This window comes from Microbacterium sp. LWH13-1.2 (assembly GCF_038397735.1).
GTDB lineage: Bacteria > Actinomycetota > Actinomycetes > Actinomycetales > Microbacteriaceae > Microbacterium.
The window spans coordinates 673,144-696,389 of record NZ_CP151635.1; the positions used below are offsets into that span (position 1 = coordinate 673,144).

The window sequence follows — 23,246 nt, forward strand, 5'->3', positions numbered from 1 at the left end:
GGCGTTGACCCCGTTCAGGCGAGCAGCTGGTGGCGTGCGAGGTCGCGGTAGAGCGGCGTCGACTCGATCAGCTCGGAATGTGTGCCCTGGCCGACGACAGCGCCGTCCTGCAGCACCACGATGAGGTCGCTGTCGATGACGGTCGACAGCCGGTGCGCGATCACGATCAGCGTGCGGTCGGTGGAGACCGCATCGATCGCCTCGCGCATGCGCTGCTCGTTCACGCCGTCGAGAGACGACGTCGACTCGTCGAGCAACAGGATCGGCGCATCGGTGAGCAGCGCGCGGGCGATCGCCAGGCGCTGACGCTCTCCGCCCGAGAGCATCACGCCGTCCTCGCCGACGGGGGCCTCGAGGCCCAGAGGGTCGCGTTCGAGCACGTCGCCCAGGTTCACGGCGCGCAGCACTCGCCGGCAGGCCTCGTCCGAGGCGTTCGGCGAGGCGAGGCGCAGGTTGTCGCCGAGGGTTCCGGCGAGCGTGGGGGCGTCCTGCTCGACATAGCCGAACTGCGCGCGCAGCTCGTCGCGCGGATAGGTGCGCGAGTCGTGGCCGTAGAGACGGATCGATCCGCCCGTCGGATCGTAGAAACGCTCGACGAGAGACAGGATCGTGCTCTTGCCTGCTCCACTGGGGCCGACGAGTGCGACGCGCGCGCCGCGGGGTACGCCGAACGAGACTCCGCGCAGGACCTCGCGCTCAGCCGGGGCGGCCGGGTCGTCGGTCGGCTCGAGGTGAGCGTCGGCGAGTAGCGTCTGCGCCTCCTTCGCCGCGGCCAGCCGTGCCGCGACCACGTTCTCGGGGTAGCGGAAGCGGACGTCGCGGAATTCGATCGCGGGGGCGTGAGGGTCCGCCTCGTCGCGAGGGAAGGAGGCGGCGATCTCGGCGTCGTGCTCGGTCTCGACCGGCAGGTTCAGCACCTCCTGGATGCGGCCGAGTGCTCCGAGCGCCTGGTTCACAGAGGTGATCGCTCCGAACGTGGTCGCGAGCGGCATCACGAGCATGAACAGGAACAGGATGAACGTGATCAGCGACGCGATCGTGATGGTGCCCGCGGCGACCCTGAGGCCGCCCACGCCGAGGACGACGAGGAGCGAGACCTGCAGCGCCACTCCGGCGATCGGAACCACGAGCGACGAGATCTTCGCGATGCGCACGCCGATGCCGTAGGCCTCGGAGGCGAGGACGGACACCGTCTGGGTCTCGCGTTCGGTCGCCCCTGAGGCGCGCACGGTGCGGATCGAGCTCACGGCGCGCTCGACGCCGGAGGCGAGTTCTCCGACCTTCTCCTGCTGCGCGGTGGATGCCGTGCGGATGCGGCCGCTGAGCGCTGTGACGACGACGACCGAGGCGCCGATCACGACGACGATCAGCAGCAGCAGCACGGGGTCGATCACGAGCATCGCGATCAGCGCGCCGAGGAACAGGATCGCGCTGCCGACGGCATCCGCCAGCCCCTGGGTGAGCACGGCGTACAGCAGCGTGGTGTCGGTCCCGACACGCGAGACCAGGTCGCCGGTGCGACGGGCGTCGAACTCGCTGATCGGCAGGTGCAGGATGCGGGAGATCAGCTTGCGTCTGCTGGAGTACACGACCGCGGTGCCGGTGCGCTGCAGCAGATAGTGCTGGTAGCCCGAGATGATCGACGACACGATCACGAGACCGACGAGGGCCCAGACGAGGATGCCGAGACCCTGATCGGACTGCACGGTCTCGATGAGCTGGCCGACCAGCAGGGGCTGTGCGAGCGACGTGGCCGCTCCGAACACGCTGAGCACAGCGACGACGATGAGCGTGCGCTTGTGCTCGAACAGGAAGGGGAGGAGCTGGCGGAAGGTGGCGCGCGGACCGTCGTGATGCGCGCCGCGTCCGCGTCGGCGTGATGTCGCCGTGCTGGACATGCGGAACCTCGTTCTGAAAGGGGGGGTGGTTCGACCGTACTTCGTGCAGGGCCGAATTCTGTGGATGGGCTGTATGCGCCTCAGCGCTTGCCGAATCGGCGGTGCGCCGCCTGCTTGGTCACGCCGAGTGCGCTCGCGATCGCCTGCCACGAGTACCCGAGGTTGCGCGCGCGGCGCACTTGGGTCTCCTCAGAGCGGGCGAGCTCGGTGCGGAGTGCCGCGAGGCGGTGGAGCTCGGAGAGCGGCTCGCCGCCGTCATCATGGGCGATCGCGGTCTTCATGGTCATCGTGAACCTCCTGCGTCAATATTGGTTGACGCTGCGGGAGATGTCAACATGAATTGACGGATCTCGCGGCGTGTGCGATGCGAGACTGGACCGATGCTGTCCGCATCGAAACCTGTCCCCGGCGACCGAGTCGCCGTCCTGTCGCCCGCCTTCGCCGCTCCTGCGGTCGCGCCTGAGATCCACGAGCAGGCTCTCCGACGACTCGAGCAGCTGACCGGACTGATCCCGGTGGAGTATCCGACCACCAGGCAGCTCGACGCGAGCCCTGAAGCCCGGGCCACCGACGTCAACGCGGCCTTCGCCGACCCCGGCATCCGCGCGATCCTCGCGACGATCGGGGGCGATGACCAGATCCTGGTGGTGCCGCACCTCGAGGCCGCACTCGCTCAGGCCGATCCCAAGCCGTTCCTGGGCTACAGCGACAACACCAATATCCTCAACTGGCTGTGGGGGCTCGGCATCCGCGGCTACTACGGAGGGTCCACGGCGGTGCACCTGGGGCCGGGGCCGGCGGTCGACGACGTGCATCTGCGCTCACTGCGCGCTGCGCTGCTCGACGGCGGCACGATCGAGATCACCGAGCCAGGCGAGTCGGAGGACGTGGGAAGGCGCTGGACAGACCCCCTATCGCTCACCGAGTACGGCGACCGGATCTCGACCGATGAGTGGGCCTGGGCCGGGCCGGCATCGCGCGTCGAGGGACGCACGTGGGGCGGGTGCCTCGAGAGCATCGACGCGCTCGCGCTCGCAGACCGGCTGCCCACGACATACGACCTGCGCGGCGGGATCCTGCTGCTGGAGACCAGCGAGGAGCGTCCCCCGGCGAGCTGGGTGGCACGCTGGATCCGCGGGTTGGGAGAGCGCGGGATCCTCGATGCCGTCGCGGGCGTGGTCGTCGCGCGTCCGCCGGTGAGCGACTTCGAATTCCTTCCGTCGCCGGCAGAGGCCGATGCGCTTCGCGCGGCGCAGCGAGACGCCGTCATCGAGACGGTCTCGCGGTATAACCCCGACGCGGTCGTCTGCGTGGGCGTACCGTTCGGTCACACGCGGCCCCAGTGGATCGTTCCCTACGGGGGGACGATGGTGCTCGACGGGGCGACGCGGACGGTCACCGCCTCCTACTGAGCCCGACGACCACCCCGAGCACCCGAAAGGGCGGTACCCCCGAGGAGGTGCCGCCCTTTCGCGTGAGGTGACGTGTCAGAGTTCGACGGCCGCCGCGACGCCGAGGTCTTCGTCGTAGTCGTTGTCTTTGGTCTCCTTCGACAGCAGCAGTGCGACGAACGTCAGCACTCCCATCGCCGACAGATACAGGCCGACGAGCCAGGGAGCGCCGTCGCCGAGCTCCCAGAGCCAGAGGGCGATGAGCGGGGCCACGGCGGCGCCGAGGATCGACGACACGTTGTACGAGATCGCGGATCCCGTGTATCGGACGTTCGTCGGGAAGAGCTCCGGAAGCAGCGCGCCCATCGGGCCGAACGTCGCGCCCATGAGCATGAAGCCGAACACGAGGAATGCCTGTGCCAGCGCACCGGTGAACTTCGGGTCCATCGCCGGGAGCAGGAAGGCGTTGAACGTGAAGCCGAACACGATGATGAGCCCGGTGACCCACAGCAGCAGCTTGCGACGACCGATCGAGTCGGCGATCGGACCGGAGAGCAGGGTGAAGATGCCGAAGAACACGACGCCTACGATCTGCATGAGAACGAAGTCCGTGTAGCCGAAGCCCAGCCCCGGATAGAACTGGGCGGCGAAGGCTGACGCGTCGAAGTCCTTGCCCGTCGCCTCCGCGGCCGCCTGTGCGGCAGCGGATGCGGTCTCGAGCGTGGCCGGCTTCGTACCGTACGCCAGGGTGAAGTTCGTCATGAGGTAGAAGAGGACGTACGTCGCCAGCATGATGAACGTGCCGAGGATCAGCTGCTTCCAGTGATGACGGAAGACTGTCGCCAGCGGCAGCTTGCGGATCGCGCCCTTCTCCTCCGCCTTCTTGAACGTGTCGGACTCGACGAGCTTCAGACGCACCCACAGGCCGATGATGACCATCACCGCGGAGAACAGGAACGGGATGCGCCAGCCCCACGACAGGAACGCCTCGGACTTGAGGGCCGGGTTCTCGGCGTGCGGCAGCAGCCAGTTGATTCCGAGGAAGAGGAAGTTGGCGATGATGAAGCCCAGCGGTGCGCCGAGCTGCGGGAACGTGCCGTACCAGGCGCGCTTGCCCGCCGGAGCGTTCTCGGTCGCGACGAGAGCTGCACCCGACCACTCTCCACCGAGCGCGAAGCCCTGCGCCAGACGCATGATCAGCAGCAGCAGAGCGGCCCACCAGCCGATCTGCTGGAACGTGGGCAGAAGCCCGATGATGAACGTCGCGATGCCCATCGTGAGCAGAGAGGCGACGAGCGTGGCCTTGCGACCGAACTTGTCGCCGAAGTGACCGAAGACCACCGCGCCGATCGGGCGGGCGACCATCGCCGCACCGAACACCGCGAACGACGACAGCAGCGAGGTGGTGTCGTTGCCCGTGGGGAAGAAGAGCACCGGGAATACGAGCACGGCCGCTGTCGCATAGGCGTAGAAGTCGTAGAACTCGATCGTTGTGCCGACGAGGCTCGCCGTGATGACGCGCGAGCGCGGATTCGCGGGCGCTGTGGTCGTACTCATGCTGCTCCTTAGATCCATGGCCCGGTATACCAAGGCACCGAGAGATCCTACGCCTTCCTGAACGTTTGCTGGGTGCGTGTGACGTCCGCGGGGCGCGCGTGCGTAGAGTCGGAGACGGACTCTGATGTCCGGGGGAGAGGGGGAGACCGTGACGACCAGACTGCTGCTGATCGCCGACACCCACGTTCCGAAGCGGGCCAAGCGGCTCCCCGACGCGGTGCTGCGGGCGGTCGACGACGCCGACATCGTGATCCACGCGGGGGACTGGGTCGACCTCGCGACGCTGGATCTGCTCGAAACCCGCTCGCGGGTCCTGCATGGCGTCTACGGCAACAACGACGGCCCCGAGCTGCGCGAGCGCCTGCCCGAGATCGCTCGCTTCACCGTCGAACAGGTCGAGGTGGCGGTGGTGCACGAGACCGGCCAGCGGCAGAAGCGCGAGGAGCGGATGGATGTCGCGTTCCCCGACGTGGATCTGCTCGTGTTCGGGCACTCGCACATCCCCTGGGACACCGTCGCCCCTTCCGGGCTGCGCCTGGTGAATCCCGGGTCTCCGACCGATCGGCGCCGTCAGCCGTTCTGCACGATGATGGGGGTCACGATCGACGAGCGACGGATCGATGCCACCCTGGTGCCGCTCGTATGAGCGCCACACCTCGCGGAAGCGACGACGCAGAGGTGCCCTCGGCATACCGCGCTCCGATGCGCTCGCGCGACGACGACGTGAGCGACGGCCCGGCTGTCGAGCGGGCACTGAAGCTCGGCGTGTGCGGAATGGGCGGCAGGCTCGACGAGGCACCGCACTCGATCGCCGATGCGCTCGCCGCGGTGGATGCGGTGCACGGAGAACGGATGGCACGCCGACTCGAGCGGTTCGCGTCGGTCACCGAGGGCGTGTTCGTCTGGACGCGCGACGCCGATGGCCTCCTGTGGCTGGGACGGATCACCGGGCCGTGGCGCTACGACGCCTCGGCCGACGCCCGGGATGTCGACCTCGTGCACGTGCGCGCGTGCGACTGGCTCGATCGTCCGGTCGAGGCGGCCGCGGTGCCTCCCGGCGTGCACGAGGCCTTCTCACGCGGCGGTCGCAACTGGCAGAGCATCACCCGAGCCGACGCCGCTCGTCTCACGGCAGCCGTCTGGAAGTCCCGACGCAGCCGGCAGTGAGCCGTTCAGTCGGCCTGGCGCAGGTCGCGGAGGATCGCGTCGTATCGGGTGAGGAACGCCCGTTCGTCGAGTCGCTTGCGTCTCATCCACGACGTGACCTCGTCGTTGCGCTTGCTCGCGTTGCACGACCCGCATGCAGGAACGACGTTCTCGACGGTGTATCGCCCGCCTCGCGAGATCGGCATCACGCAATCGCGTTGCAGTGCGATGTCGCCCGCTCCGCAATACGCGCATCCTCCCCAGGCCTCTCGCAGCGAAGCCCACTGCTCGACGGTGAGGTCGTTGTCCGCCCGCGCCACGCGGCCCTGACGTCGCTTCGCATAACGGGCGCGCGCAGCGGGCGTGGGGGTGGAGAACCTTCTGCGCGGCACAGACACACGGTACTGGGCGGATGCCCGTGCCTGCGCTCAATTCCTCTGTGTCGTCCTATTCCCCTGGGCCGCTCTATTCCTCGGCGTCGCCGAGAGCGAGCGCCGAGACGAAGTCGGCGGTCGGGTCGAGCAGGTGCTCGAGCTCGAGCACAACGAGCCTGTTCGCCCCGGCGAGGGTCGCGGGGGCGGGCACGAAGAGGGTGCGCTGCGGGCCGTTTCGCCAGTAACGCCCGAGGAAGAACCCGTTGACGAACGCGTAGCCCTTGCTCCAGGACGCGGTGTCGAGGAAGAGGTCTGCGGGGGAGTCGAGGTCGAAGTCCGCGACCCACGCCGACGGACCAGTCGTCGCCGCGACCGACGACTCCGCGGCGCGCGAACCGATCTCCGCAGCCAGGGCCGCGACGTCGAGCGGTGTCGAGTGCCAGCCGGTCAGCGAAACACCGTCGAGCACAGGAGTGCCGATGAGGCCCTTCTGCTCGCCGAGCCGGTGGTCGTAGTTCACACGGCCCTGCTCTTCGACCAGGATGCTGAGCGTACGCCCCGACGGGATGCGCAGAGAACGGTCATGACGGGTGCGCGAGAGCGTGCCGACGGGCTGACCGTCGACGCTCACCCAGGCGAGGTCGCGAACCTCTTCGAGAACGAGCTGCCCGCCCCGGCCCTCGGGCAGGGAGACGTCGTAGCGGACCAGGGCGCTCAGGTGCTCCAACTGGTCGAACGTGACGGGCTGTGATGATGAGGGAGCGCTCGCCGCAGCATCCGTCCATGCACCCGCCGCACTCAATGGCACCGAGAAGGCCGGCGCGGGGTCGGCCGCGGCCGGAAGCTCATCCGGCACGGGCGCGTACTTCGCGATGACGTCGCGGAATGCGAAGAACTTCGCGGTCGGGTTCCCGGCTTCGTCCAGAGGCGCGTCGTAGTCGTACGACGTGACGATCGGCAGGTAGCGGCCCTTGTGGTTGGCTCCGTTCGTGAGTCCGAAGTTCGTGCCGCCGTGGAACATGTAGATGTTGACCGAGGCACCGGCGGCAAGCAGCTCATCGAGGTCGGCGGCGGCCGCTGCGACGTCTGTCGTGTGATGCACGCCGCCCCACCAGTCGAACCATCCGTCCCAGAACTCCGAGCACATCAGCGGACCCGTGGGCTGGTGGCTGCGCAGCGTCGCGAGGCGCTCGGCGCTGCGTGAGCCGAACGAACCGGTCTTGTGCAGCTCGGGAAGGCTGCCGTCTGCAAGCATCTGGTCGGTGGGCTGGTCGACGGTGGTGAGCGGGACGGTGATCCCTGCCTCACGCGTCAGTGCGACGAGGGCCTCGAGGTAGGCCTTGTCGGAGCCGTACGCGCCGTATTCGTTCTCGATCTGCACGAGCACGACCGGGCCGCCGCGGTCGATCTGCCGCGGAGCGACGATCTCGTAGACCCGACGGAGGTACTCGCTCACCTCGGCGAGGTAGGTGGGCTCGGACGAGCGCAGCTCGCGCTCGCCCGCGGTGAGCCAGTTCGGCAGACCGCCGTTGTGCCATTCGGCGCAGATGTAGGGGCCTGGGCGGACGATCGCGTCCATGCCCTCGGCCTGGATCAGGTCGAGGAAGCGCCCCAGGTCGTTCCACCCCGCGGCATCCCACTCGCCCCTGCGGGGTTCGTGAGCGTTCCAGGCGACGTACGTCTCGATCGTGTTGAGCCCCATCAGGCGGGCCTTGCGGATGCGGTCCTGCCACTGGTCGGGGTGCACCCGGAAGTAGTGGATGGCGCCGGCGATCACCCGGTGGGGGATTCCGGCGCGGAGGAAGTCTGTCTCGCCGATGGAGAAGGAGGTCACGATGCGGTGCTTTCGATGGGAGGGCGGGACGGGGAGCGAGTCCCCGTCCCGCCCGGACGTGCAATTACTTGTTGACGGCGAAGCCCTGCGAGTTGCCGTACTCGACCAGCGCGTCCTGCCAGGTCACCAGCCCCTCGTTCAGGTCGGTGCCGTTCTGGTACGACTGGCCCACGGTGTCACCGAAGATGCTGTTGCCGTAGACCTGGTAGGGCAGGTAGCTCCAGCCTTCGACGACGTCGTCGGCCGCAGCGGCGAGGACCTCGTTGATCTTCTGGCCGCCGAAGTACTCGGGTGCATCGGCGAGGAACTCCTCGCTCGAGAGCTCGGCGGTGGTCGACGGGAAGCCGCCCGACTCGAGGAAGGTCGAGATGCTGTCCTCCGAGTTGTTCAGCCACCACAGGAATCCGGCAGCGAGTTCCGGGTTCTTGCTCTGCGTCGTGACGGCCTGGCCGCCGCCGCCGTTCTCGGCGGTCGCCGGGGTGCCGTCGTAGGTCGGCATCGGGGCGACGCGCCAGTCACCGGCTCCGTCGGGCGCTCCGGTGATCAGGTTTCCGGGCATCCAGGCGCCGATCACGAGCGTCGCGAGGCTGCCGTCGCCGAGGGCGCGGAACCACTCGTCGCTCCAGCTGCCGTACGGGGCGAGCAGGTCTTCCTCGACGAGGCGGTTCCAGTTCTCGGTCCACTTCTTGGAGCCGTCGTCCTGCAGGTCGATCGTGACGTCGGTGCCCGAGGTGGCGAACGGCTTGCCGCCCGCCTGCCAGATCATCGACGTCGCGAAACCCGCGTCGCCGGTGTCGTTGGTGATGTAGGCGTCGGGGTTCGCAGTGTGGATCGCCTTGGCGGCCTCGTAGTACTCGTCCCACGTGGTCGGCACGGCGACACCGGCGGCGTCGAAGACAGCCTTGTTGTAGAAGAGGGCCATGGGGCCCGAGTCCTGCGGCAGGCCGTAGATCGCGTCGCCGTCGGTGACGGAGTTCCACGTCGAGGCGGTGTAGTCGTCCTCGAAGTCGGCGAAGCCGTACTGCGAGAGGTCGACGAACGCGTCGGTGAGCGCGAACTGGGGGAAGGCGTAGTACTCGATCTGCACGACGTCGGGGGCACCCGAGCCTGCCTTGATCGCGTTCTGCAGCTTGGTGTACTCCTCGTTGTTGGTGCCCGCGTTGACCACGTTCACCTTCACATTCGGGTACTCCTTCTCGAACGCCTCGACCTGAGCCTCGGCAGAGGGCGTCCACGACCAGTACGTGATCTCGCCGCCCTTCTCGAGAGCCGCTTCGACCGAGTCGAACGAGCCGTCGCCGGCGGCCGAGCCTGAGCCTGCGTCGCCGGTGCTGCAACCGGCCAGCGCCAGCGCTGCCACGGTTCCGGCCGCGAGCACCGCGAGGGTGCGCCGTGCGGCGGGTGAGGGAAGGTGCTTCATTGCTGTGTCCTTTCGGGGGTGCGGTCCTTCATCGGACCGACGTGTGCGGTGCGGAGGGATGCCGGGAGCTACTGCTTGACGCTTCCGGCGGTGAGACCTGACTGCCAGAACCTCTGCAGCAGCAGGAAAGCGATGACGATCGGGATGATGGTGAGGAGCGAGCCCATGATCACGAGGTTGTAGATCGGCTGAGACCCTGCGCCGATCGCCTGGTTGCTCCACTGGTTGAGGCCGACGGTGAGCGGGTACCAGTCGGGGTCGGACAGCATGATCAGCGGCAGGAAGTAGTTGTTCCAGGTCGCCACCACGGTGAAGAGGGTGACCGTCACGATTCCGGGTGCGAGCAGTCGCATCGAGATCGTGAAGAAGGTGCGGAACTCGCCGGCGCCGTCGATGCGCGCGGCCTCGAGCAGCTCGGTCGGCACCGAATCCGAGGCGAAGACCCAGATCAGGTACAGGCCGAACGGGCTGATGAGCGAGGGGATGATGACAGCCCACGGGGTGTTGGTGAGTCCCAACTCGCTGAACAGCAGGAAGGTCGGCACGGCGAGAGCGGTGCCCGGGACGGCGACCGCTCCGAGCACGACGGCGAACACCGCGCGGCGGCCGGGGAAGCGGTACTTCGCGAGTCCGTAGCCGGCCATGGTCGCGAGCAGGGTCGCGCCGCCGGCTCCGACGACCACGTACAGCAGCGTGTTGCCGAGCCAGCGCAGGAAGATGCCGTCCTGGTACGAGAAGGTCTCGACGAGGTTGTCGAAGAACGCGAAGTCGTCGGAGAACCACAGACCGAACGAGCTGAACAGGCCCGCCTGGGTCTTCGTCGAGCTGAACAGCAGCCAGACGAGCGGCACGAGCGTGTACAGCGCATACGCGACCATCACGATGAGCAGAGTCTTGGACTTGCGCGGATTCAGCAGATCGTGGCGCTTCTGGGACGGGCGAGCGAGGGGGAGTGCCATGTCAGCGCACCTCCGACTTCGAGCCGCGCAGCTGCACGACGTAGGCGATCACTGCGGTGATGACGCCCATGATGATGGCGATCGTCGCGGCGTAGTTGAACTGCTGTCCGGCGAACGAGAGGTTGTACGCGTACATGTTGGGTGTGAAGTACGTCGTGATCACGTTCGGTGCCAGAGGTCGCAGGATGTTGGGTTCGTTGAAGAGCTGGAAGCTGCCGATGATCGAGAAGATCGTCGCGATCACGAGGGCACCGCGGACGTTGGGGATCTTGATCGAGAAGATCGTGCGCCACGCCCCGGCGCCGTCGAGGGAAGCCGCCTCGTACATGTCCGTCGGGATCGTCTTCAGCGAGGAGTAGAAGATCAGCATGTTGTAGCCGACGAACTGCCACGTCACGATGTTTCCGATCGAGACGAGGATCCATTCGCGAGCGAACGGGGTGATCAGGTCGCTGCCGAGGAAGTCGTTGAGGTTCGACGTCAGACCGAACTGGTCGCCGTAGATGTATCCCCACATGAGCACGGCGACGACAGCCGGCACCGCATACGGCAGGAAGATCAGGATGCGGAAGAAGGATGCTCCGCGCAGCCGTGCGCTGTCGAGGGCGAGCGCTGCCGCGAGGGCGAGGACGAGCATGATCGGCACCTGCACCACGAGGAACAGGACGACGCGGCCGAACGCCTCCCAGAACTGGGGGTCGGTGAGCGCGCGCACGTAGTTGTCGATTCCCACGAACGCGGTGCCGCCGATCAGCTTCTCCTGGAAGAAGCTGAGGTACAGCGCATAGGCGAGAGGTGTCAGGAACACCAGCGCGAACACGACCATGAACGGGCCGACGAAGGCCCAGCCCTTCCAGTCGCGCTTCTCGCGCCGGCGGATGCCGTTGCCCGCAAGGATTGCGGAATCTTGAGTCGTCATTGACGAGAACCTTCTTAGAGATCGAGCGCTCACCGCGCCGTGTGTCAACGTCAACATATGCGACCCACTGCTAGTGTGTCAACGTCAACATATGAATGGATGGTTGATCGTGACCTCGGAGCAGTCGGCAGAGCCGCCGCAGCGGCGGAGAGACCCGTCGATGGAAGACGTGGCGCGTGAGGCCGGTGTCTCCGGGCAGACCGTCTCCCGCGTCGTGAACGCCCGAGGGTATGTCGGAGCTGCGACCAGAGTGCGCGTCGAAGACGCCATGCAGCGGCTCGGCTACCGGCCGAACAGCGCCGCCAGGGCCCTTCGCTCCGGTCGATTCCGGGCGATCGGCGTCATCATGTTCTCGTTCAGCTCCTACGGGAATCAGCGCACTCTCGACGCGATCGCCGTCCGCGCCTCGCAGATGGGGTACGCGCTGACGCTGATCCCGGTCGAGTCGAGTGCGCGCGACACCGTGGCGGGAGCCTTCCGCCGTCTCGAGGAGCACGCGGTCGACGGCATCATCATCGTGATCGAGGCTCACCAGCTCGATGAGGCCGAGGTCGAGATCCCCGACGGACTGCCCGTCGTGCTGGTCGATTCGAACCGCGGAGACACGCATCCGTTCGTCGACACGGATCAGGCTCAGGGGGCCCGACTCGCGACCGAGCATCTGCTCGACCTCGGGCACAGTACCGTGTGGCACATCGCGGGCCCGGCGAAGTCGTACTCGGCGGAGCGTCGACGCGAGTCGTGGCGGCGGACGCTCGAGTCCCGTGGGGTCACCGCGCCCGAGCCGCTGCAGGGGGACTGGTCGGCCGAGTCCGGCTACCGGGCGGGGCTCCGACTCCGTGACGACGACACGGTCACGGCGGTCTTCGCAGCGAACGACCAGATGGCGATCGGCGTCGTGCGGGCGTTCCGCGAAGCGGGACGAGACATCCCGACCGACGTCAGCGTGGTCGGCTTCGACGGACTGCCGGATGCCGCGCAGCTCTGGCCTCCGCTCACCACCGTGCAGCAGCACCCCGAGAAGGTCGGCGCGCTGGCCGTCGACGCGCTGCTCGCCGAACTCGACGGGGGAGAGCGCACGCAGACTCCGCTCGTCGGCACCGAACTCGTGGTGCGCGCGAGCACGGCATCCCCTCGGATCTGAGTTCACACGGCGAGGGACGCGCCGATCAGGCCTCCTCCGTCACCTCGGCGCCGTCTTTGCGCCGGATCGGCAACCCTGCCGGGATACCCCGGGAGAACAGGATCGACAGCAGGCTTATCAGGATCAGCCCGACGAAGGACACACGGAGTGACGAGAGCTGGGATTCGCGGTAGATGTCGGCGAGTTCGCTCGAGTCGTCGTCGCTGAGGCCGGCCGCCTCGCCGATCCCGGCGACATCCGCCGCGGGCACCACCGTGACGCCGCGGTCCGTCGCAGCGCTCACGGTCTCGCGCACGTCGCTCGGAAGATCGCTCACGGCGACCCCCGACGCGAACGAGGTCGACAGCGCTCCGATCAGGAGCGATCCGATAAGCGCGGTTCCGAGCGATGAGCCCAGATTCTGGAAGACGCCCTGCAGCCCGCCGACCTCGCTCGTGTCCTTCTCACTGACGCTCGACATGTTGACATTGCCGAGCTGCGAGGCGAGGAGCCCCAGGGCGCTGCCGGCGAGGAACATGCCGGCCGCGAACAGAACGCCGCGAAGATCCTCGGTCACCGCACCGAGCAGCAGCACGGCGCTGAGCACGAGGGTCGACTGCCCGACTCTGACGATGCGGCGAGGCGACCACCGCCGCGACAGGGCGGTGCCGACGATCGAGAAGAGGATCAGCGAGACCGAGAGCGGGAAGATCTTGAGGCCCGTCTCGAGCGCGTCGTATCCGAGCGTCATCTGCAGGTACACCGGGACCATGAAGAACAGCCCGGCGGTCACGGCGTACTGGGCGCCGAGCACCGAGAGCCCGCTGCGCAGAGTCGTGATGGAGAACAGATCCGGCTGCATGAGAGGAGATCGGCCGTCGTGTATCAGCCGTCGCTGCCAGCTGATGAAGAGCGCGATCAGAGCGGCTCCGAGCGCGATGCACCAGGTCGTCAGAGAGACTCCGAGGGGCGCGATGGGGACGCCCGCGATTTCTGGCGTGTACAGGGGGACCACCCATCCCCAGGTCTTGCTCTGCAGCATGCCGAAGACGATCAGGACGAGGCCGGCCGACGAGAGCAGGACGCTGCCGATGTCGATGCGGATGCTCTGCCGCGGGGTGGAGTCGGTGATGATGCGAGCACACAGGACGACGCCCAGCATGATCACCACCTCGGCGACGAAGACGAACCGCCAGCTGGAGTACGTGGTCACCGCCCCGCCGATGAGCGGACCGGCCGCGACCGCCGCACCCGACACGGCGCCGATGACGGCGAAGGCGGTGACGCGCTCGGCACCTCGGTAGTTGTCGGCGACGAGGGCGGCGATCGCGGGGATCACCAGCACCGCACCCAGCCCCTCGATGATCGACCACCCGAGGAAGAGGAACCCCACGGACGGACTCAGCGCCGTGATGAGGGAGCCTGCGGCATAGACGCACGAACCGATCACGAAGGCGCGGCGTCGACCCCACACATCGCCGAGCTTCGCCCCGAGGAGCATGAACGCCGCCATGGTCAGGGTGTAGAACGTGATCGCCGCCTGCATCGCCGTCACGGAGGTGTCGAGATCGCTCACGACCGTCGAGATCGAGACATTCATGACCGTGCCGTCGAGCACCATGACGAACTGCGCGGCACCGAGCACGATGACGACGTTCCACTTCTTCACGAGGTCTCCTCGGGCGCGGGTGCGGGTGCGGGCGCGGGTGCAGGTGCAGGTGCGGGAGCTGTCTCGTACGCGGGCCGGCGGTTGCCGCGCATGATCCGCGCCACGGCCGTGATCAGGAACAGCTGACCGGTGATCGCCTCGGCGACGGCGATCCCCTGCACAGTGGGGCTCGCCGGCACGATGTTGCCGTAGCCGGTGGTCGTGAGGGTGGTGAACGAGAAGAACAGCTGGCTCGAGAGCGAGTCGACGACCGTCGGGCCGAAGGTCGGCGCGACGGTCAGAAGTGCGACGAGGTTGTAGACCAGGGCGAAGAACATGCCCACCAGGGCGTACGCCGAGATCGCGGCGAGCAGAGCCTCGGCGTCCAGGCCCCGGCGCCGCACCTGGTGTCGGATGATCGCGACCGGCGCGATGAGGAAGGCGAGCATCGATGCGGCGGACAGCGAGATGTCGAGGGCGTGTCCTTTGAGGTCGAACACCGACACCACGACCGCGGCGATGCCTGCCGCCGCGAGCACGATCCAGGCGGTGCGCTGCACCTGAGTATGCGCCTCGGTCACTCGAAGCACGACGGCGACGGCGACCAGCTGCAGCACGAACGCCGGTGGGCTCGGGTCGGTCGTCCCCTGAGCGGCGCACAGCACATAGGTGAGCACGAGGAGTGCGAGCACGAGCCAGTACCCGGACGGCCGGCCGACCACCTGTCTCGCGACGTGTGAGCCGAGGGTCGAGCGCTCACGCATCGTGTCTCCGGATCTCCTGATGCCACTCATACGTGTCCGTGCTCGTTCGGCAGACGCCCCGACGCCAGAGCTGCCTTCAGCGCCAGGAAGTCACGGTGGTTCTGATCCGCGTAGGCGACGGCGAAGTCCGCGATCGCCTCCTCGAACGTGTCGCTCCGCCCCAGATACCCCGCGATCTGCACCCGGTCTCCGGATCGGGAGTGGGCTCGCGCCAGCGTCTCGCCGCAGATCCGCGCATACAGGGTCGCACCCCGCACGGTCATCGTCTCCGGATCGATGCCTCCTTTCCCGTCCTGCAGCTGCCGGATGTAGAAGTCACGGTGCTGCCCGTCGAGGCCGACCACGGATTGCCACCCGAGGAAGATGTCGCTGGACGCCTGCATCAGCCGCTGCCCCCGCACCACGCGCTCTGCGTGGTCGTCGAACTCGCTCGGACCGAGGAAGCGCTCGAGGACGGACGCCTGAGCCTCCTTGGCCTGAAGGAGCAGCGGGTCGTCGTCGTCCCGTCCGCTGAAGAGGATCACCCAGGCTCGCGTCCCGACGCTTCCGACACCGACCACCTTTCGCGCCATATGACGGTACCGGTACTCGGCGAACGGATGCCGTTCGCCGACGAGCGTCGTCCGATACGCGCCGAGCACCTGATGCATGACATCCGCTTCGTCTGCGGCACGCCCCGCTTCGCGCAGGAGTTCCTCGACGGGGACGATCAACGGCGGCGCCGCGACGATGCGCAGGTGGCCGTCGACGACGCGCACCAGCTTCTTGAAGGCCTTCCGATGATCGCGTCTTCGCGCCTTGTCGATCGTCGCGTCCAGGCGACGTACCTCCTCGTCACCCACCCGCTGGTCGAGCTGCGCCTGGCGGATCGACAGCCTCGCGCGCTCCGCGTCGAGTCGGTCGTACCAGGCATCCAGCACTGTCGACTTCGCCGCCGCCCTCATCGCCGACCGATAGCCGTGCGCCGCGGCCACGACGCAGGCGCGCTCCTCGTCAGCGCTGAAACCCCGCTGTCTGCTGGCCACCGCGAAGCTCGCCGCGAGTCGTTTCACATCCCACTCGAACGGCCCGGGAAGCGTCTCATCGAAGTCGTTGATGTCGAAGATCAGGTGCCGCTCCGGGGTGCTGAACAGTCCGAAGTTCGACAGGTGCGCGTCTCCGCAGAGCTGCGCGATGATGCCGGTGTGCTCGGACGAGGCGAGGTCCGATGCCATGTGCAGGGCCGCCCCCCGGTAGAAGGCGAGCGGCGACACGGCCATGCGCGCATACCGCACCGGTGTGAGTTCCCGCACCCGTGATCGTCCCTGCTCCTCGAGCAGATCGATGGGATCCGGCCGGTCCGGGGCCGGTGACCACGCTGCGAGCTGCGATCGGGGCATCCGCGATCGAGCGGCGCGTCCTTCATCGCGCCGCTCAGCGAACGGCTTCGCCACCTCCGGTGACCGAGTCATGAGCTGGCTCGGCCGAGGGAGTCGGTGGAGGCGAGGGCCGCCTTCTCACGAGCGATGTCGTCCAGCGCGTCGTCCTCAGCCGCCACGGCATCGATGACATCGGCATCGGCATCGGCATCGGCATCGGCATCGGCATCGCCGGTCGGCGGACGTTCGACGACCTCCAGGACGAGGACGACGAGCAGCGACAGGGCCAGAGTCCACAGCACGAGCGCGGGGCTGAGCGGACGCACGAGCAGCACGACCGCCGCGCCGGCCACGATGATCGCGCCCCTCAGGAGAGAGCGTCGCGAGTACAGCCATCCGCCGACGCGCCCGCTGCTCAGGCCGCGCCGTTCCAGGGCTCCGCGCAGCGAGGCGGCGCCACCGTTCACAACGGCGCGAAGTCGTCGTGGAACCTCGAAGGGGCCCGCGAACCACGCGACCACGGCGGTGACGAGCGCGAGCACGAGCACAGCCACGGCGGTGTCGCGCATGGCGCCGCCGACCAGTTCGTAGATCGCGCCCCCGGCATCCGCGGGAATGCCGTTGCTGCGGAGGGCCGCGTCGAAGAGCACCCTGCCGATGGCGAGGGCCGCGAGCACGATCAGCATCACGAGACCGAGGGAGAGCGCTGCGGTGATCAGCGCGACCGAGCGTCGTCGCGCGACGACCACGCCGGCGGCGAGGAACACGATCGCCACCCACGGCAACCAGAGTCCGGCCGCCACCACCAGCTCGTAGGCGAGCTGGACGGAGGCGAGGGAGTCGACCTGCGCGACGGTGATCGTGCGATCGACCGTCGGAATCGATGCCGCGAACCCGACGCCCTGGTCGACGAGCACTTCTTTCGCGGCGTCGATGATCGGCGACAGCTGAATCCCGATCGTGCCGTCGGACCCGAGTGCGATGGCTGCATCCGGATCGTTCTGCAACGCGGACACCACCTGCGAGTGGCTGATGCGGAGCGCCGACGCCCAGACGTTCGCGAACGCTTCGGACTCGACGAAGCGCTCGACCAGGCTTCCCACGAGCGATTGCAGCCCCTGCGCGGCGGGTCCCTTCAGCAGCTCCAGTGCACGAGTCGCCGCGGGGCCGGTGCCGAGCTCGATGACGCCGTCGATCACGTCCGTGGTGAGGGTGGGTATGTCCACCTGTCCCTCGATCGCCTCGACGACCTGGTCGGTGACCGCTGCCTGCACGGCAGGATCGTTCGCGAGCACGCTGTAGCTCGCGACGAACCGGTCGGTGTCGGTGAGCTGCACGTTGGCCCAGGCGGCGACGAGGGCGAGGGGGGCGATGAGCGTCCCCAGCACGATCAGGACGGTGGCCGAGAGGGTGCGTCCCCACCCGCGGGATCGGCGGCGCGGCTCGACCGGACCGGGCGTCGGCGTGGGGGTGACCGCCGGGATGCCACCACGGAGGGCGCTGTTCTCGGCTTCGAGGGCGGCGAGGCGTCGCTGCAGCTCTTGGACCGTGGACCGTGCCATGGCGTTCTCCTTCCTCAGACTTTCGCGTTCTGACGCGGGATGTGGACCTGCGTGATGATCAGCAGGATCGCTGCGGTGATCGGGATCGACACCGGAGCGCCGAGCAGGGCCTCGCCGATGAGCGCCCCGATGATGAGGGGTGACTCCTCAGGCACGCTCGCATCGCTCACGGTGCCACTCTCGGGCTCAGGGCGTACGGCCGCGTCACCCTTTCAGGGGGATATACCGCGGCGTCAGATCAGTCCGAGATCCTGAGCGCGCGCGACGGCGGAGTTGCGGTTGGGAACCGCCAGCTTTCGGTAGATGTGAGCCATGTGGGTCTTGATCGTGTTGGGCGACACGTAGCAGCGGGCAGCGAGCTCGATGTTGGTCATCCGGGTCGGCAGGTACGCGAGTATCTCGAGTTCGCGATCCGTGAGCTGCTCGGCCAGCTCGGGCGAGGATGCGCGGGCGCGACGGAGCAGGCTCACCCGTTCCAGCACGGTGGCGCGGAACGGCGTCGGGGTGCCGGGGAGGTCGGCGATCAGACGCGTGACTTCGGGGCCCGCGCGCACGAAGACGGCGACCAGATCGTGCTGTGAGGCCAGTTCGAGGGCCCTGTGCATGGCGTCCGCGCCCCCGCCCGCGCCGCCCTCTCGGTCGTCGAGCCAGGAGCGGAGGATGAGCTGCTCCACGCCGGCGCGAGGCACCGACTCAGGCGGCTCCGGGGAGGCAGCATCGAGGTGGGCGCGAGCGAGGTCGAGACGGTTGCGGGTGAGTGCGGCGGCGGTCGCCTCGAACACCAGAGGCGACCAGCGTCCTGCCGACGGATGACGCAATCCACCGTTCGACGCATGCGCGAGGCGCAGCGCGCGAGCCTCCTCGGCTTCGAGCGCCTCCGCGACGATCGGCGGCGGCGTCGACGGAAGAGGATCGACCGGGTCGACGACGTCTCCCTCGCTGAGAACCCTCGTGAGGTGCGCGATCCACATGAGCTGAGTGCGGTGGTTCGCGACGGCGCGGAGCGCACCCTCGTGCAGGGGTGTGGCGGCGGCGGACGGGGTGCCCCGCTCGATCGATGCGAGCGCCGCCGCGAGGAAGGCATCCGCGGGCGACGGATGTGCGAGCAGCCCGGTCTCGGCGGCCAGGTCCAGTGCTTCCTCCGAGAATGCCGTGGCGACGCGCAGCCGTCCTGCCCACGCCTCCAGCAGCGCGAGCGAGCCGAGGAGATGGATGCGGTACAGGCTGTACTGGGCGCCCGGCTCGGCGAGCGCCTCGTCGAATCGTCGTCGCGCCGCGGCGAGATCGCCGGCGAGGAAGAGCGCGCGGCCCGCCGAAGTCAGCGAACTCGTGCGCAGCAGGTGCGGGTGGGTGAGGCCCAGCAGCTCGGGTGGGTGCAGATCCGGATGCTCGCGGAGCAGCACTGCAGCCGATTCGGCAGCCTGCAGTGCGACGCGGGGATCAGACCGGAACTGCACCCGCGCGGCGAGATACGTGTGGATGATCGCCGATCGGTCCGGCGTGAGAGTCGGCCGATCGGCCTGTTCGCGCAGCACGTCCTCGGCTCGGGCCGCGTCTCCGTTCATCATCAGCAGCATCCCGCGCAGGATCTCGACGTCAGGTCGGGTCGCACGGAACTCTGCCGGCAACGCATCGAGCCACCGGCTGACAGACACGGTGTCGTTGCGTTCGAGCACCTCGCGGCCGTGTCCGGAGATGACGGTCGCCGCCCGGTCCCACGATCCGGCCCCGAGGAGGTAGTCGATGGCAGAAGGCGCATCGCCCCGGGCGAGGTGCCAATCGGCCGCGGCCCTGCGGATCTCGGTCGCAGCTCCCGGGTGCTCGGCCTTCAACCGGTAGCGCAGGAGCTCTCGGAACATCGGGTGGAAGCGGAACCACTCCCGATTCCGATCGAGTGCGACGAGGAACATCGACTCTCTCTCGAGCTCCTCGAAGAGCGACGTCGAGTCGTCGACGGAGAGGATCGACTCGACGAGTTCTGCGGACATCCGGTCGAGGACCGACAGGCGCAGCAGCAGCGATCGGCGCTCGGGAGGCTGCTGGGCCAGAGCCTGTTCGCTCAGATACTCGGAGATGAGGCGATCGGTGCCGCGCAGCTCCCTCGCGAACTGCTCCGGATCAGCTTCGCTGCGCAGACCGAGACCGGTCAGCACCACGCCGGCGGCCCACCCCTCGGTGCGCTCCATGACCGCTGAGAGAGTGCGGGGGCTGACGGGAGCGCCGATGATCCGTTCGAGCAGCGTCGCACTCGCGGCCTCATCGAGCGCAAGGTCGCTCTGTCGCAGCTCGATCAGCGAGTGGCTCAGCCGGTGACGCCCCCAGCCGAGGCCGTAGTCGATACGTGACGAGAAGATGAGGTGGGTGTGCTCGGGAACGTTGTCGGCGAGCCACCAGAGGTCTGGCAGCAGCGGCGACCCGGCGAGGTGCTGCAGGTCGTCGAGCACGAGCACGACGGGGGGATGCTCGCGGAAGACGCCGACGAGAGACTCGAGGACAGGACGCCCCAAGGCGCGCGCGTTGACGGCATGGGGCCGTCCGAGGTCTCTCGTCCCGCGGCCGGGGGGCAGCACCGCGCTCAGCAGGTGATCGAGGAGGCGGCGCGGATCGCTGTCGGCCTGCTCCAGCCCGATCCAGATGACACGCACGTCGGGGTGCGATGCCGCCCACTGCGACAGCAGCACCGTCTTGCCGGAGCCGGCCGGGGCGACGACGACGCTGAGGGGCGCGTTCAGCGTCGCGTCGAGTCGGCTACGCAATCGTGGTCGCTCGACGGCGTGGGCCGGCGGGGGAGGTATGGCTGTCATCGGCGATTCCGCTGTCAGTATGGCAGGGCGCGGTCGCATCATCCACAGCCGGTTCAGATCATCCGCAGAGGATGAGGACGGCTCCGATGCGCGCGTGCATCATGGGACGATCGCGCTCGCGCCGATGTTGCTCGTGCTCCAGAGAGGCTGTCGTCATGACCCGGGTCTTCGAAGTGCTCGTCCGAGGACGGATGAGCCCGCAGCTCGCACAGGCGCTGGACGGCTTCACGGTGCAGGACAGACCAGGCGGACTCACGAGCATCCTCGGACCGGTCGACGATCAGCCGCGCCTGCTGGGTCTTCTCGGAGCCTTCGACGACCTCCACATCGAGGTCATCTCGGTGAATCCCGTCCCCGCGGTGCAGGACGCGTCACCCGCGCAGGGTGACGCGGGCGCATCCGCACGTGGCTAGCTTCGGAGCTGGTACTCACCACCTCCGACCGAAAGGCATCGCGCATGTCCATCTGGGATCTCGTGGCCTGGTTCTTCTGGGCCTTCGTCTTCATCTCGTACCTCATGGTCGTCTTCACGATCATCGGCGACATCTTCCGAGACAGCTCTCTGAACGGCTGGCTGAAGGCGGTGTGGATCATCTTCCTCGTCTTCCTCCCGTTCCTGACATCACTCGTGTATCTCATCGCCCGCGGGCAGGGGATGGCGCAGCGGCGCGGCGAGCAGATCGCCGAACTGCACGCCGCTCAGACCGCCTACATCCGGGAGACCGCGGGGTCTTCTCCGGCCGACGACATCACGAAGGCACGAGGACTTCTCGATTCGGGCGTGATCACCCAGGCCGAGTTCGAGACGCTCAAGGCGAAGGCGCTCGCGTCCTAGCCGATCCGGGGAGCGGCCGACGGGCGGAGGACGTCCGTCGACCACCTGGACGGGCGAGCCGAGTCACCCGAGAAGTGTGATGACCCCGTCGGGAGTCCGAGGCAAGCTGGAGGCCGACGAAGGGCGGGAGGCCGGGCATGACCGAACTGACCATAGGCATGATGACGGATGATGCGGAGACGTCCGTGCAGCTGGACGCACGCCGCTTCAACCGGCACACGTTCTGGTGCGGCCAGAGCGGCAGCGGCAAGACATACGCGCTCGGCGTCGTGCTCGAGCAGCTCCTGCTGCACACCGAACTGCCGATGCTCATCCTTGATCCGAATGCCGACTTCGTGAGGCTGGCGGAGACGAGAGCGGGCGCTTCGACCGAGCATGCGGCCGCCATCGCGCAGACCGACATCCGCGTGTTCCGATCGGGTCACGGAGAGGGCGACAAGCTGCACGCCCGATACATCGATCTGTCTCCGGCCGCCAAGGCCGCGGTTCTGCAGATCGACCCGATCGCCGATGCCGAGGAGTACAACGTCCTGCTCCACTGGCCCGTCAGCACCACGGACTTCGACGCCGACGACATGCTGAGACAGTTCCGCGCGACAGGAGACCCGGCGCATATCCGGCTCGCGAATCGCATGGAGAACCTGCAGGTGCTCGAGTGGGACCTCTGGTCCAGAGGAGCCGGATCCGTCGTCGATGTGATCGCTGAACGGCCGAGGGCCACCGTCCTCGACCTCGGGGGATTCGACCACCCTGCGGAGCCGAAGGTGGCAGCGCTCGCCGTGCTCGAGGCGCTGTGGATGCAGCGAGAGAGCCGTCGGCCGCTCCTCATCGTGATCGACGAGGCGCACAACCTCTGCTCACCCGAGCCGCGCACCGCCGTCGAGAAGGCTGTCACCGAGAGGCTCGTGCAGATCGCGGCGGAGGGACGCAAGTTCGGTCTCTGGCTCTTCCTGTCGACGCAGCGGCCCACCAAGATCCACCCCAACGTGCTCTCGCAGTGCGACAACCTCGGCCTCATGCGCGTGAACGCCCCGAGGGACATCGCCGAGCTGGCCGACGTGTTCGGCTTCGTGGGAGAGGACGACATCCGCCGGGCCCAGGGATTCGCTCAGGGGCAGGCGCTGTTCGCCGGTGGCTTCATCGCGCAGCCGACGTTCGCGCAGATGGGGGAGCGGCTGACCGAGGAAGCGGGCGCAGACGTGCGAGTACCGCTGCGCTCGTGACCGAGTGATCCGCGGTTCAGCGCCAGATGACTGCGATGCCGGCGTTGAGCGCCGTCAGGATGCCGACCAGCCAGAACATCGCGACGGGCACGGATCCGGACTTGCGCTGCCTCGAGGCGCCGATGCCGAGAAGCGCGCCGATCGCGAGCAGCACCACGAGCTTCGTGCCGATCTTGGCGTAGTTCATCTCGACGCCGTCGGGCAGACCCCACGGAGCGGCGAGGGCGAGACCTGCGACCGCGGCGATCGTCATGCCGATGCTCATCAGCCGGGTGAACTCGCGCTTTCCGCCGAACGCCTGCACCGCCCAGGCCCCGAACAGCACGGCGAAGCCGATGAGGTGGACGAACAGAACGACGTGGCGCAGAGTCTCCATGCCCTCACGGTACGAGCACGCGGGGCGTGCGCGCCAGCAAGGGCAGGCTGACCTC

22 protein-coding genes are annotated in these 23,246 nt (G+C 68.0%); 7 read left to right on the plus strand and 15 right to left on the minus strand.

Annotated features, from left to right (window positions below; all coding sequences use genetic code 11):
• Nucleotides 1-14: 14 nt before the first annotated feature.
• Both MRBLWH13_RS03010 and MRBLWH13_RS03015 read right to left on the minus strand, forming a co-directional pair.
• Nucleotides 15-1,898 carry an ABC transporter ATP-binding protein gene (locus tag MRBLWH13_RS03010; protein WP_341956840.1) on the minus strand — a complete coding sequence of 628 codons (1,884 nt, stop codon included), beginning with the start codon at nucleotides 1,896-1,898 and terminating at the stop codon, nucleotides 15-17.
• An 80-nt stretch (nucleotides 1,899-1,978) separates the two neighbouring features.
• Nucleotides 1,979-2,185: an AsnC family protein gene (locus tag MRBLWH13_RS03015; protein ID WP_341956841.1), complete on the minus strand. Its 207-nt coding sequence runs from the start codon at nucleotides 2,183-2,185 to the stop codon at nucleotides 1,979-1,981.
• A gap of 93 nt (nucleotides 2,186-2,278) precedes the next feature.
• On the opposite strand from MRBLWH13_RS03015, the gene MRBLWH13_RS03020 reads away from it, so the two are divergent.
• A complete protein-coding gene (locus MRBLWH13_RS03020) occupies nucleotides 2,279-3,310 on the plus strand; it encodes a S66 peptidase family protein (RefSeq protein ID WP_341956842.1) in 1,032 nt (343 codons plus the stop codon).
• 75 nt (nucleotides 3,311-3,385) lie between these two features.
• On the opposite strand, the gene MRBLWH13_RS03025 is transcribed toward MRBLWH13_RS03020, so the two are convergent.
• Entirely contained in the window at nucleotides 3,386-4,846 is a 1,461-nt protein-coding gene (locus MRBLWH13_RS03025) for an MFS transporter (RefSeq protein WP_341956843.1), read from the minus strand.
• Between the two features lie 148 nt (nucleotides 4,847-4,994).
• On the opposite strand from MRBLWH13_RS03025, the gene MRBLWH13_RS03030 reads away from it, so the two are divergent.
• Complete coding sequence (locus MRBLWH13_RS03030; protein WP_341956844.1) at nucleotides 4,995-5,492, plus strand: metallophosphoesterase; 498 nt, start codon at nucleotides 4,995-4,997, stop codon at nucleotides 5,490-5,492.
• On the plus strand, nucleotides 5,489-6,013 hold the full coding sequence (locus MRBLWH13_RS03035) for a GAF domain-containing protein (protein WP_341956845.1): 525 nt from the start codon (nucleotides 5,489-5,491) through the stop codon (nucleotides 6,011-6,013). Before MRBLWH13_RS03030 ends, MRBLWH13_RS03035 begins: the two co-directional genes overlap by 4 nt.
• Nucleotides 6,014-6,018: 5 nt before the next feature.
• Here MRBLWH13_RS03035 and MRBLWH13_RS03040 read toward each other — a convergent pair whose 3' ends face one another.
• The 5 genes from MRBLWH13_RS03040 to MRBLWH13_RS03060 all read right to left on the minus strand — a co-directional run bounded on the left by MRBLWH13_RS03040 (nucleotide 6,019) and on the right by MRBLWH13_RS03060 (nucleotide 11,498).
• Nucleotides 6,019-6,384, minus strand: a complete 366-nt coding sequence (locus tag MRBLWH13_RS03040) for an HNH endonuclease (protein WP_341956846.1) — start codon at nucleotides 6,382-6,384, stop codon at nucleotides 6,019-6,021.
• A gap of 73 nt (nucleotides 6,385-6,457) precedes the next feature.
• The gene (locus MRBLWH13_RS03045; RefSeq protein WP_341956847.1) at nucleotides 6,458-8,200 is read right to left on the minus strand and encodes a beta-galactosidase family protein; all 1,743 of its coding nucleotides are present in this window, start codon (nucleotides 8,198-8,200) and stop codon (nucleotides 6,458-6,460) included.
• 64 nt (nucleotides 8,201-8,264) lie between these two features.
• A complete protein-coding gene (locus MRBLWH13_RS03050) occupies nucleotides 8,265-9,620 on the minus strand; it encodes a sugar ABC transporter substrate-binding protein (protein WP_341956848.1) in 1,356 nt (451 codons plus the stop codon).
• Nucleotides 9,621-9,688: 68 nt separating this feature from the next.
• The gene (locus MRBLWH13_RS03055; protein WP_341956849.1) at nucleotides 9,689-10,579 is read right to left on the minus strand and encodes a carbohydrate ABC transporter permease; all 891 of its coding nucleotides are present in this window, start codon (nucleotides 10,577-10,579) and stop codon (nucleotides 9,689-9,691) included.
• Nucleotide 10,580: 1 nt separating this feature from the next.
• Nucleotides 10,581-11,498 (minus strand): sugar ABC transporter permease, encoded by a 918-nt coding sequence (locus MRBLWH13_RS03060; RefSeq protein WP_056508607.1) that lies wholly within the window; start codon nucleotides 11,496-11,498, stop codon nucleotides 10,581-10,583.
• Between the two features lie 109 nt (nucleotides 11,499-11,607).
• On the opposite strand from MRBLWH13_RS03060, the gene MRBLWH13_RS03065 reads away from it, so the two are divergent.
• A complete protein-coding gene (locus MRBLWH13_RS03065; RefSeq protein WP_341956850.1) occupies nucleotides 11,608-12,642 on the plus strand; it encodes a LacI family DNA-binding transcriptional regulator in 1,035 nt (344 codons plus the stop codon).
• Nucleotides 12,643-12,667: 25 nt separating this feature from the next.
• Here MRBLWH13_RS03065 and MRBLWH13_RS03070 read toward each other — a convergent pair whose 3' ends face one another.
• From MRBLWH13_RS03070 to MRBLWH13_RS03095, 6 genes are all read right to left on the minus strand, one after another.
• Nucleotides 12,668-14,290, minus strand: coding sequence for an MFS transporter (locus tag MRBLWH13_RS03070; RefSeq protein WP_341956851.1), 1,623 nt, complete (start codon nucleotides 14,288-14,290; stop codon nucleotides 12,668-12,670).
• Nucleotides 14,287-15,033 (minus strand): ion channel, encoded by a 747-nt coding sequence (locus MRBLWH13_RS03075; RefSeq protein ID WP_341956852.1) that lies wholly within the window; start codon nucleotides 15,031-15,033, stop codon nucleotides 14,287-14,289. The genes MRBLWH13_RS03070 and MRBLWH13_RS03075 overlap by 4 nt, the downstream gene beginning before the upstream one ends.
• A gap of 26 nt (nucleotides 15,034-15,059) precedes the next feature.
• Nucleotides 15,060-16,325: a DUF2252 domain-containing protein gene (locus tag MRBLWH13_RS03080; protein WP_341956853.1), complete on the minus strand. Its 1,266-nt coding sequence runs from the start codon at nucleotides 16,323-16,325 to the stop codon at nucleotides 15,060-15,062.
• A 155-nt stretch (nucleotides 16,326-16,480) separates the two neighbouring features.
• Nucleotides 16,481-17,953: a hypothetical protein gene (locus MRBLWH13_RS03085; protein ID WP_341956854.1), complete on the minus strand. Its 1,473-nt coding sequence runs from the start codon at nucleotides 17,951-17,953 to the stop codon at nucleotides 16,481-16,483.
• A gap of 14 nt (nucleotides 17,954-17,967) precedes the next feature.
• The gene (locus MRBLWH13_RS03090) at nucleotides 17,968-18,123 is read right to left on the minus strand and encodes a hypothetical protein (RefSeq protein ID WP_341956855.1); all 156 of its coding nucleotides are present in this window, start codon (nucleotides 18,121-18,123) and stop codon (nucleotides 17,968-17,970) included.
• 63 nt (nucleotides 18,124-18,186) lie between these two features.
• Nucleotides 18,187-20,709, minus strand: coding sequence for a LuxR C-terminal-related transcriptional regulator (locus MRBLWH13_RS03095; RefSeq protein WP_341956856.1), 2,523 nt, complete (start codon nucleotides 20,707-20,709; stop codon nucleotides 18,187-18,189).
• A gap of 203 nt (nucleotides 20,710-20,912) precedes the next feature.
• Between MRBLWH13_RS03095 and MRBLWH13_RS03100 the strand changes: the two genes are divergently transcribed.
• From MRBLWH13_RS03100 to MRBLWH13_RS03110, 3 genes are all read left to right on the plus strand, one after another.
• Nucleotides 20,913-21,170, plus strand: a complete 258-nt coding sequence (locus MRBLWH13_RS03100) for a hypothetical protein (RefSeq protein WP_341956857.1) — start codon at nucleotides 20,913-20,915, stop codon at nucleotides 21,168-21,170.
• 44 nt (nucleotides 21,171-21,214) lie between these two features.
• The gene (locus tag MRBLWH13_RS03105) at nucleotides 21,215-21,592 is read left to right on the plus strand and encodes an SHOCT domain-containing protein (protein ID WP_341956858.1); all 378 of its coding nucleotides are present in this window, start codon (nucleotides 21,215-21,217) and stop codon (nucleotides 21,590-21,592) included.
• A gap of 137 nt (nucleotides 21,593-21,729) precedes the next feature.
• Nucleotides 21,730-22,815 (plus strand): ATP-binding protein, encoded by a 1,086-nt coding sequence (locus tag MRBLWH13_RS03110; protein ID WP_341956859.1) that lies wholly within the window; start codon nucleotides 21,730-21,732, stop codon nucleotides 22,813-22,815.
• Nucleotides 22,816-22,831: 16 nt separating this feature from the next.
• Here MRBLWH13_RS03110 and MRBLWH13_RS03115 read toward each other — a convergent pair whose 3' ends face one another.
• Nucleotides 22,832-23,191, minus strand: coding sequence for a Fe-S protein (locus MRBLWH13_RS03115; RefSeq protein WP_341956860.1), 360 nt, complete (start codon nucleotides 23,189-23,191; stop codon nucleotides 22,832-22,834).
• Nucleotides 23,192-23,246 lie beyond the last annotated feature (55 nt).

Bases quoted from the DNA above. Each gene is read 5' to 3' on its own strand.
- MRBLWH13_RS03105 (WP_341956858.1), top strand. From the start codon at position 21,215: ATGTCCATCTGGGATCTCGTGGCCTGGTTCTTCTGGGCCTTCGTCTTC.
- MRBLWH13_RS03100 (WP_341956857.1), top strand. From the start codon at position 20,913: ATGACCCGGGTCTTCGAAGTGCTCGTCCGAGGACGGATGAGCCCGCAG.
- MRBLWH13_RS03010 (WP_341956840.1), bottom strand. From the start codon at position 1,898: ATGTCCAGCACGGCGACATCACGCCGACGCGGACGCGGCGCGCATCAC.
- MRBLWH13_RS03035 (WP_341956845.1), top strand. From the start codon at position 5,489: ATGAGCGCCACACCTCGCGGAAGCGACGACGCAGAGGTGCCCTCGGCA.
- MRBLWH13_RS03085 (WP_341956854.1), bottom strand. From the start codon at position 17,953: ATGGCACGGTCCACGGTCCAAGAGCTGCAGCGACGCCTCGCCGCCCTC.
- MRBLWH13_RS03025 (WP_341956843.1), bottom strand. From the start codon at position 4,846: ATGAGTACGACCACAGCGCCCGCGAATCCGCGCTCGCGCGTCATCACG.
- MRBLWH13_RS03075 (WP_341956852.1), bottom strand. From the start codon at position 15,033: ATGCGTGAGCGCTCGACCCTCGGCTCACACGTCGCGAGACAGGTGGTC.
- MRBLWH13_RS03110 (WP_341956859.1), top strand. From the start codon at position 21,730: ATGACCGAACTGACCATAGGCATGATGACGGATGATGCGGAGACGTCC.
- MRBLWH13_RS03020 (WP_341956842.1), top strand. From the start codon at position 2,279: ATGCTGTCCGCATCGAAACCTGTCCCCGGCGACCGAGTCGCCGTCCTG.
- MRBLWH13_RS03060 (WP_056508607.1), bottom strand. From the start codon at position 11,498: ATGACGACTCAAGATTCCGCAATCCTTGCGGGCAACGGCATCCGCCGG.
- MRBLWH13_RS03050 (WP_341956848.1), bottom strand. From the start codon at position 9,620: ATGAAGCACCTTCCCTCACCCGCCGCACGGCGCACCCTCGCGGTGCTC.
- MRBLWH13_RS03015 (WP_341956841.1), bottom strand. From the start codon at position 2,185: ATGACCATGAAGACCGCGATCGCCCATGATGACGGCGGCGAGCCGCTC.
- MRBLWH13_RS03115 (WP_341956860.1), bottom strand. From the start codon at position 23,191: ATGGAGACTCTGCGCCACGTCGTTCTGTTCGTCCACCTCATCGGCTTC.
- MRBLWH13_RS03055 (WP_341956849.1), bottom strand. From the start codon at position 10,579: ATGGCACTCCCCCTCGCTCGCCCGTCCCAGAAGCGCCACGATCTGCTG.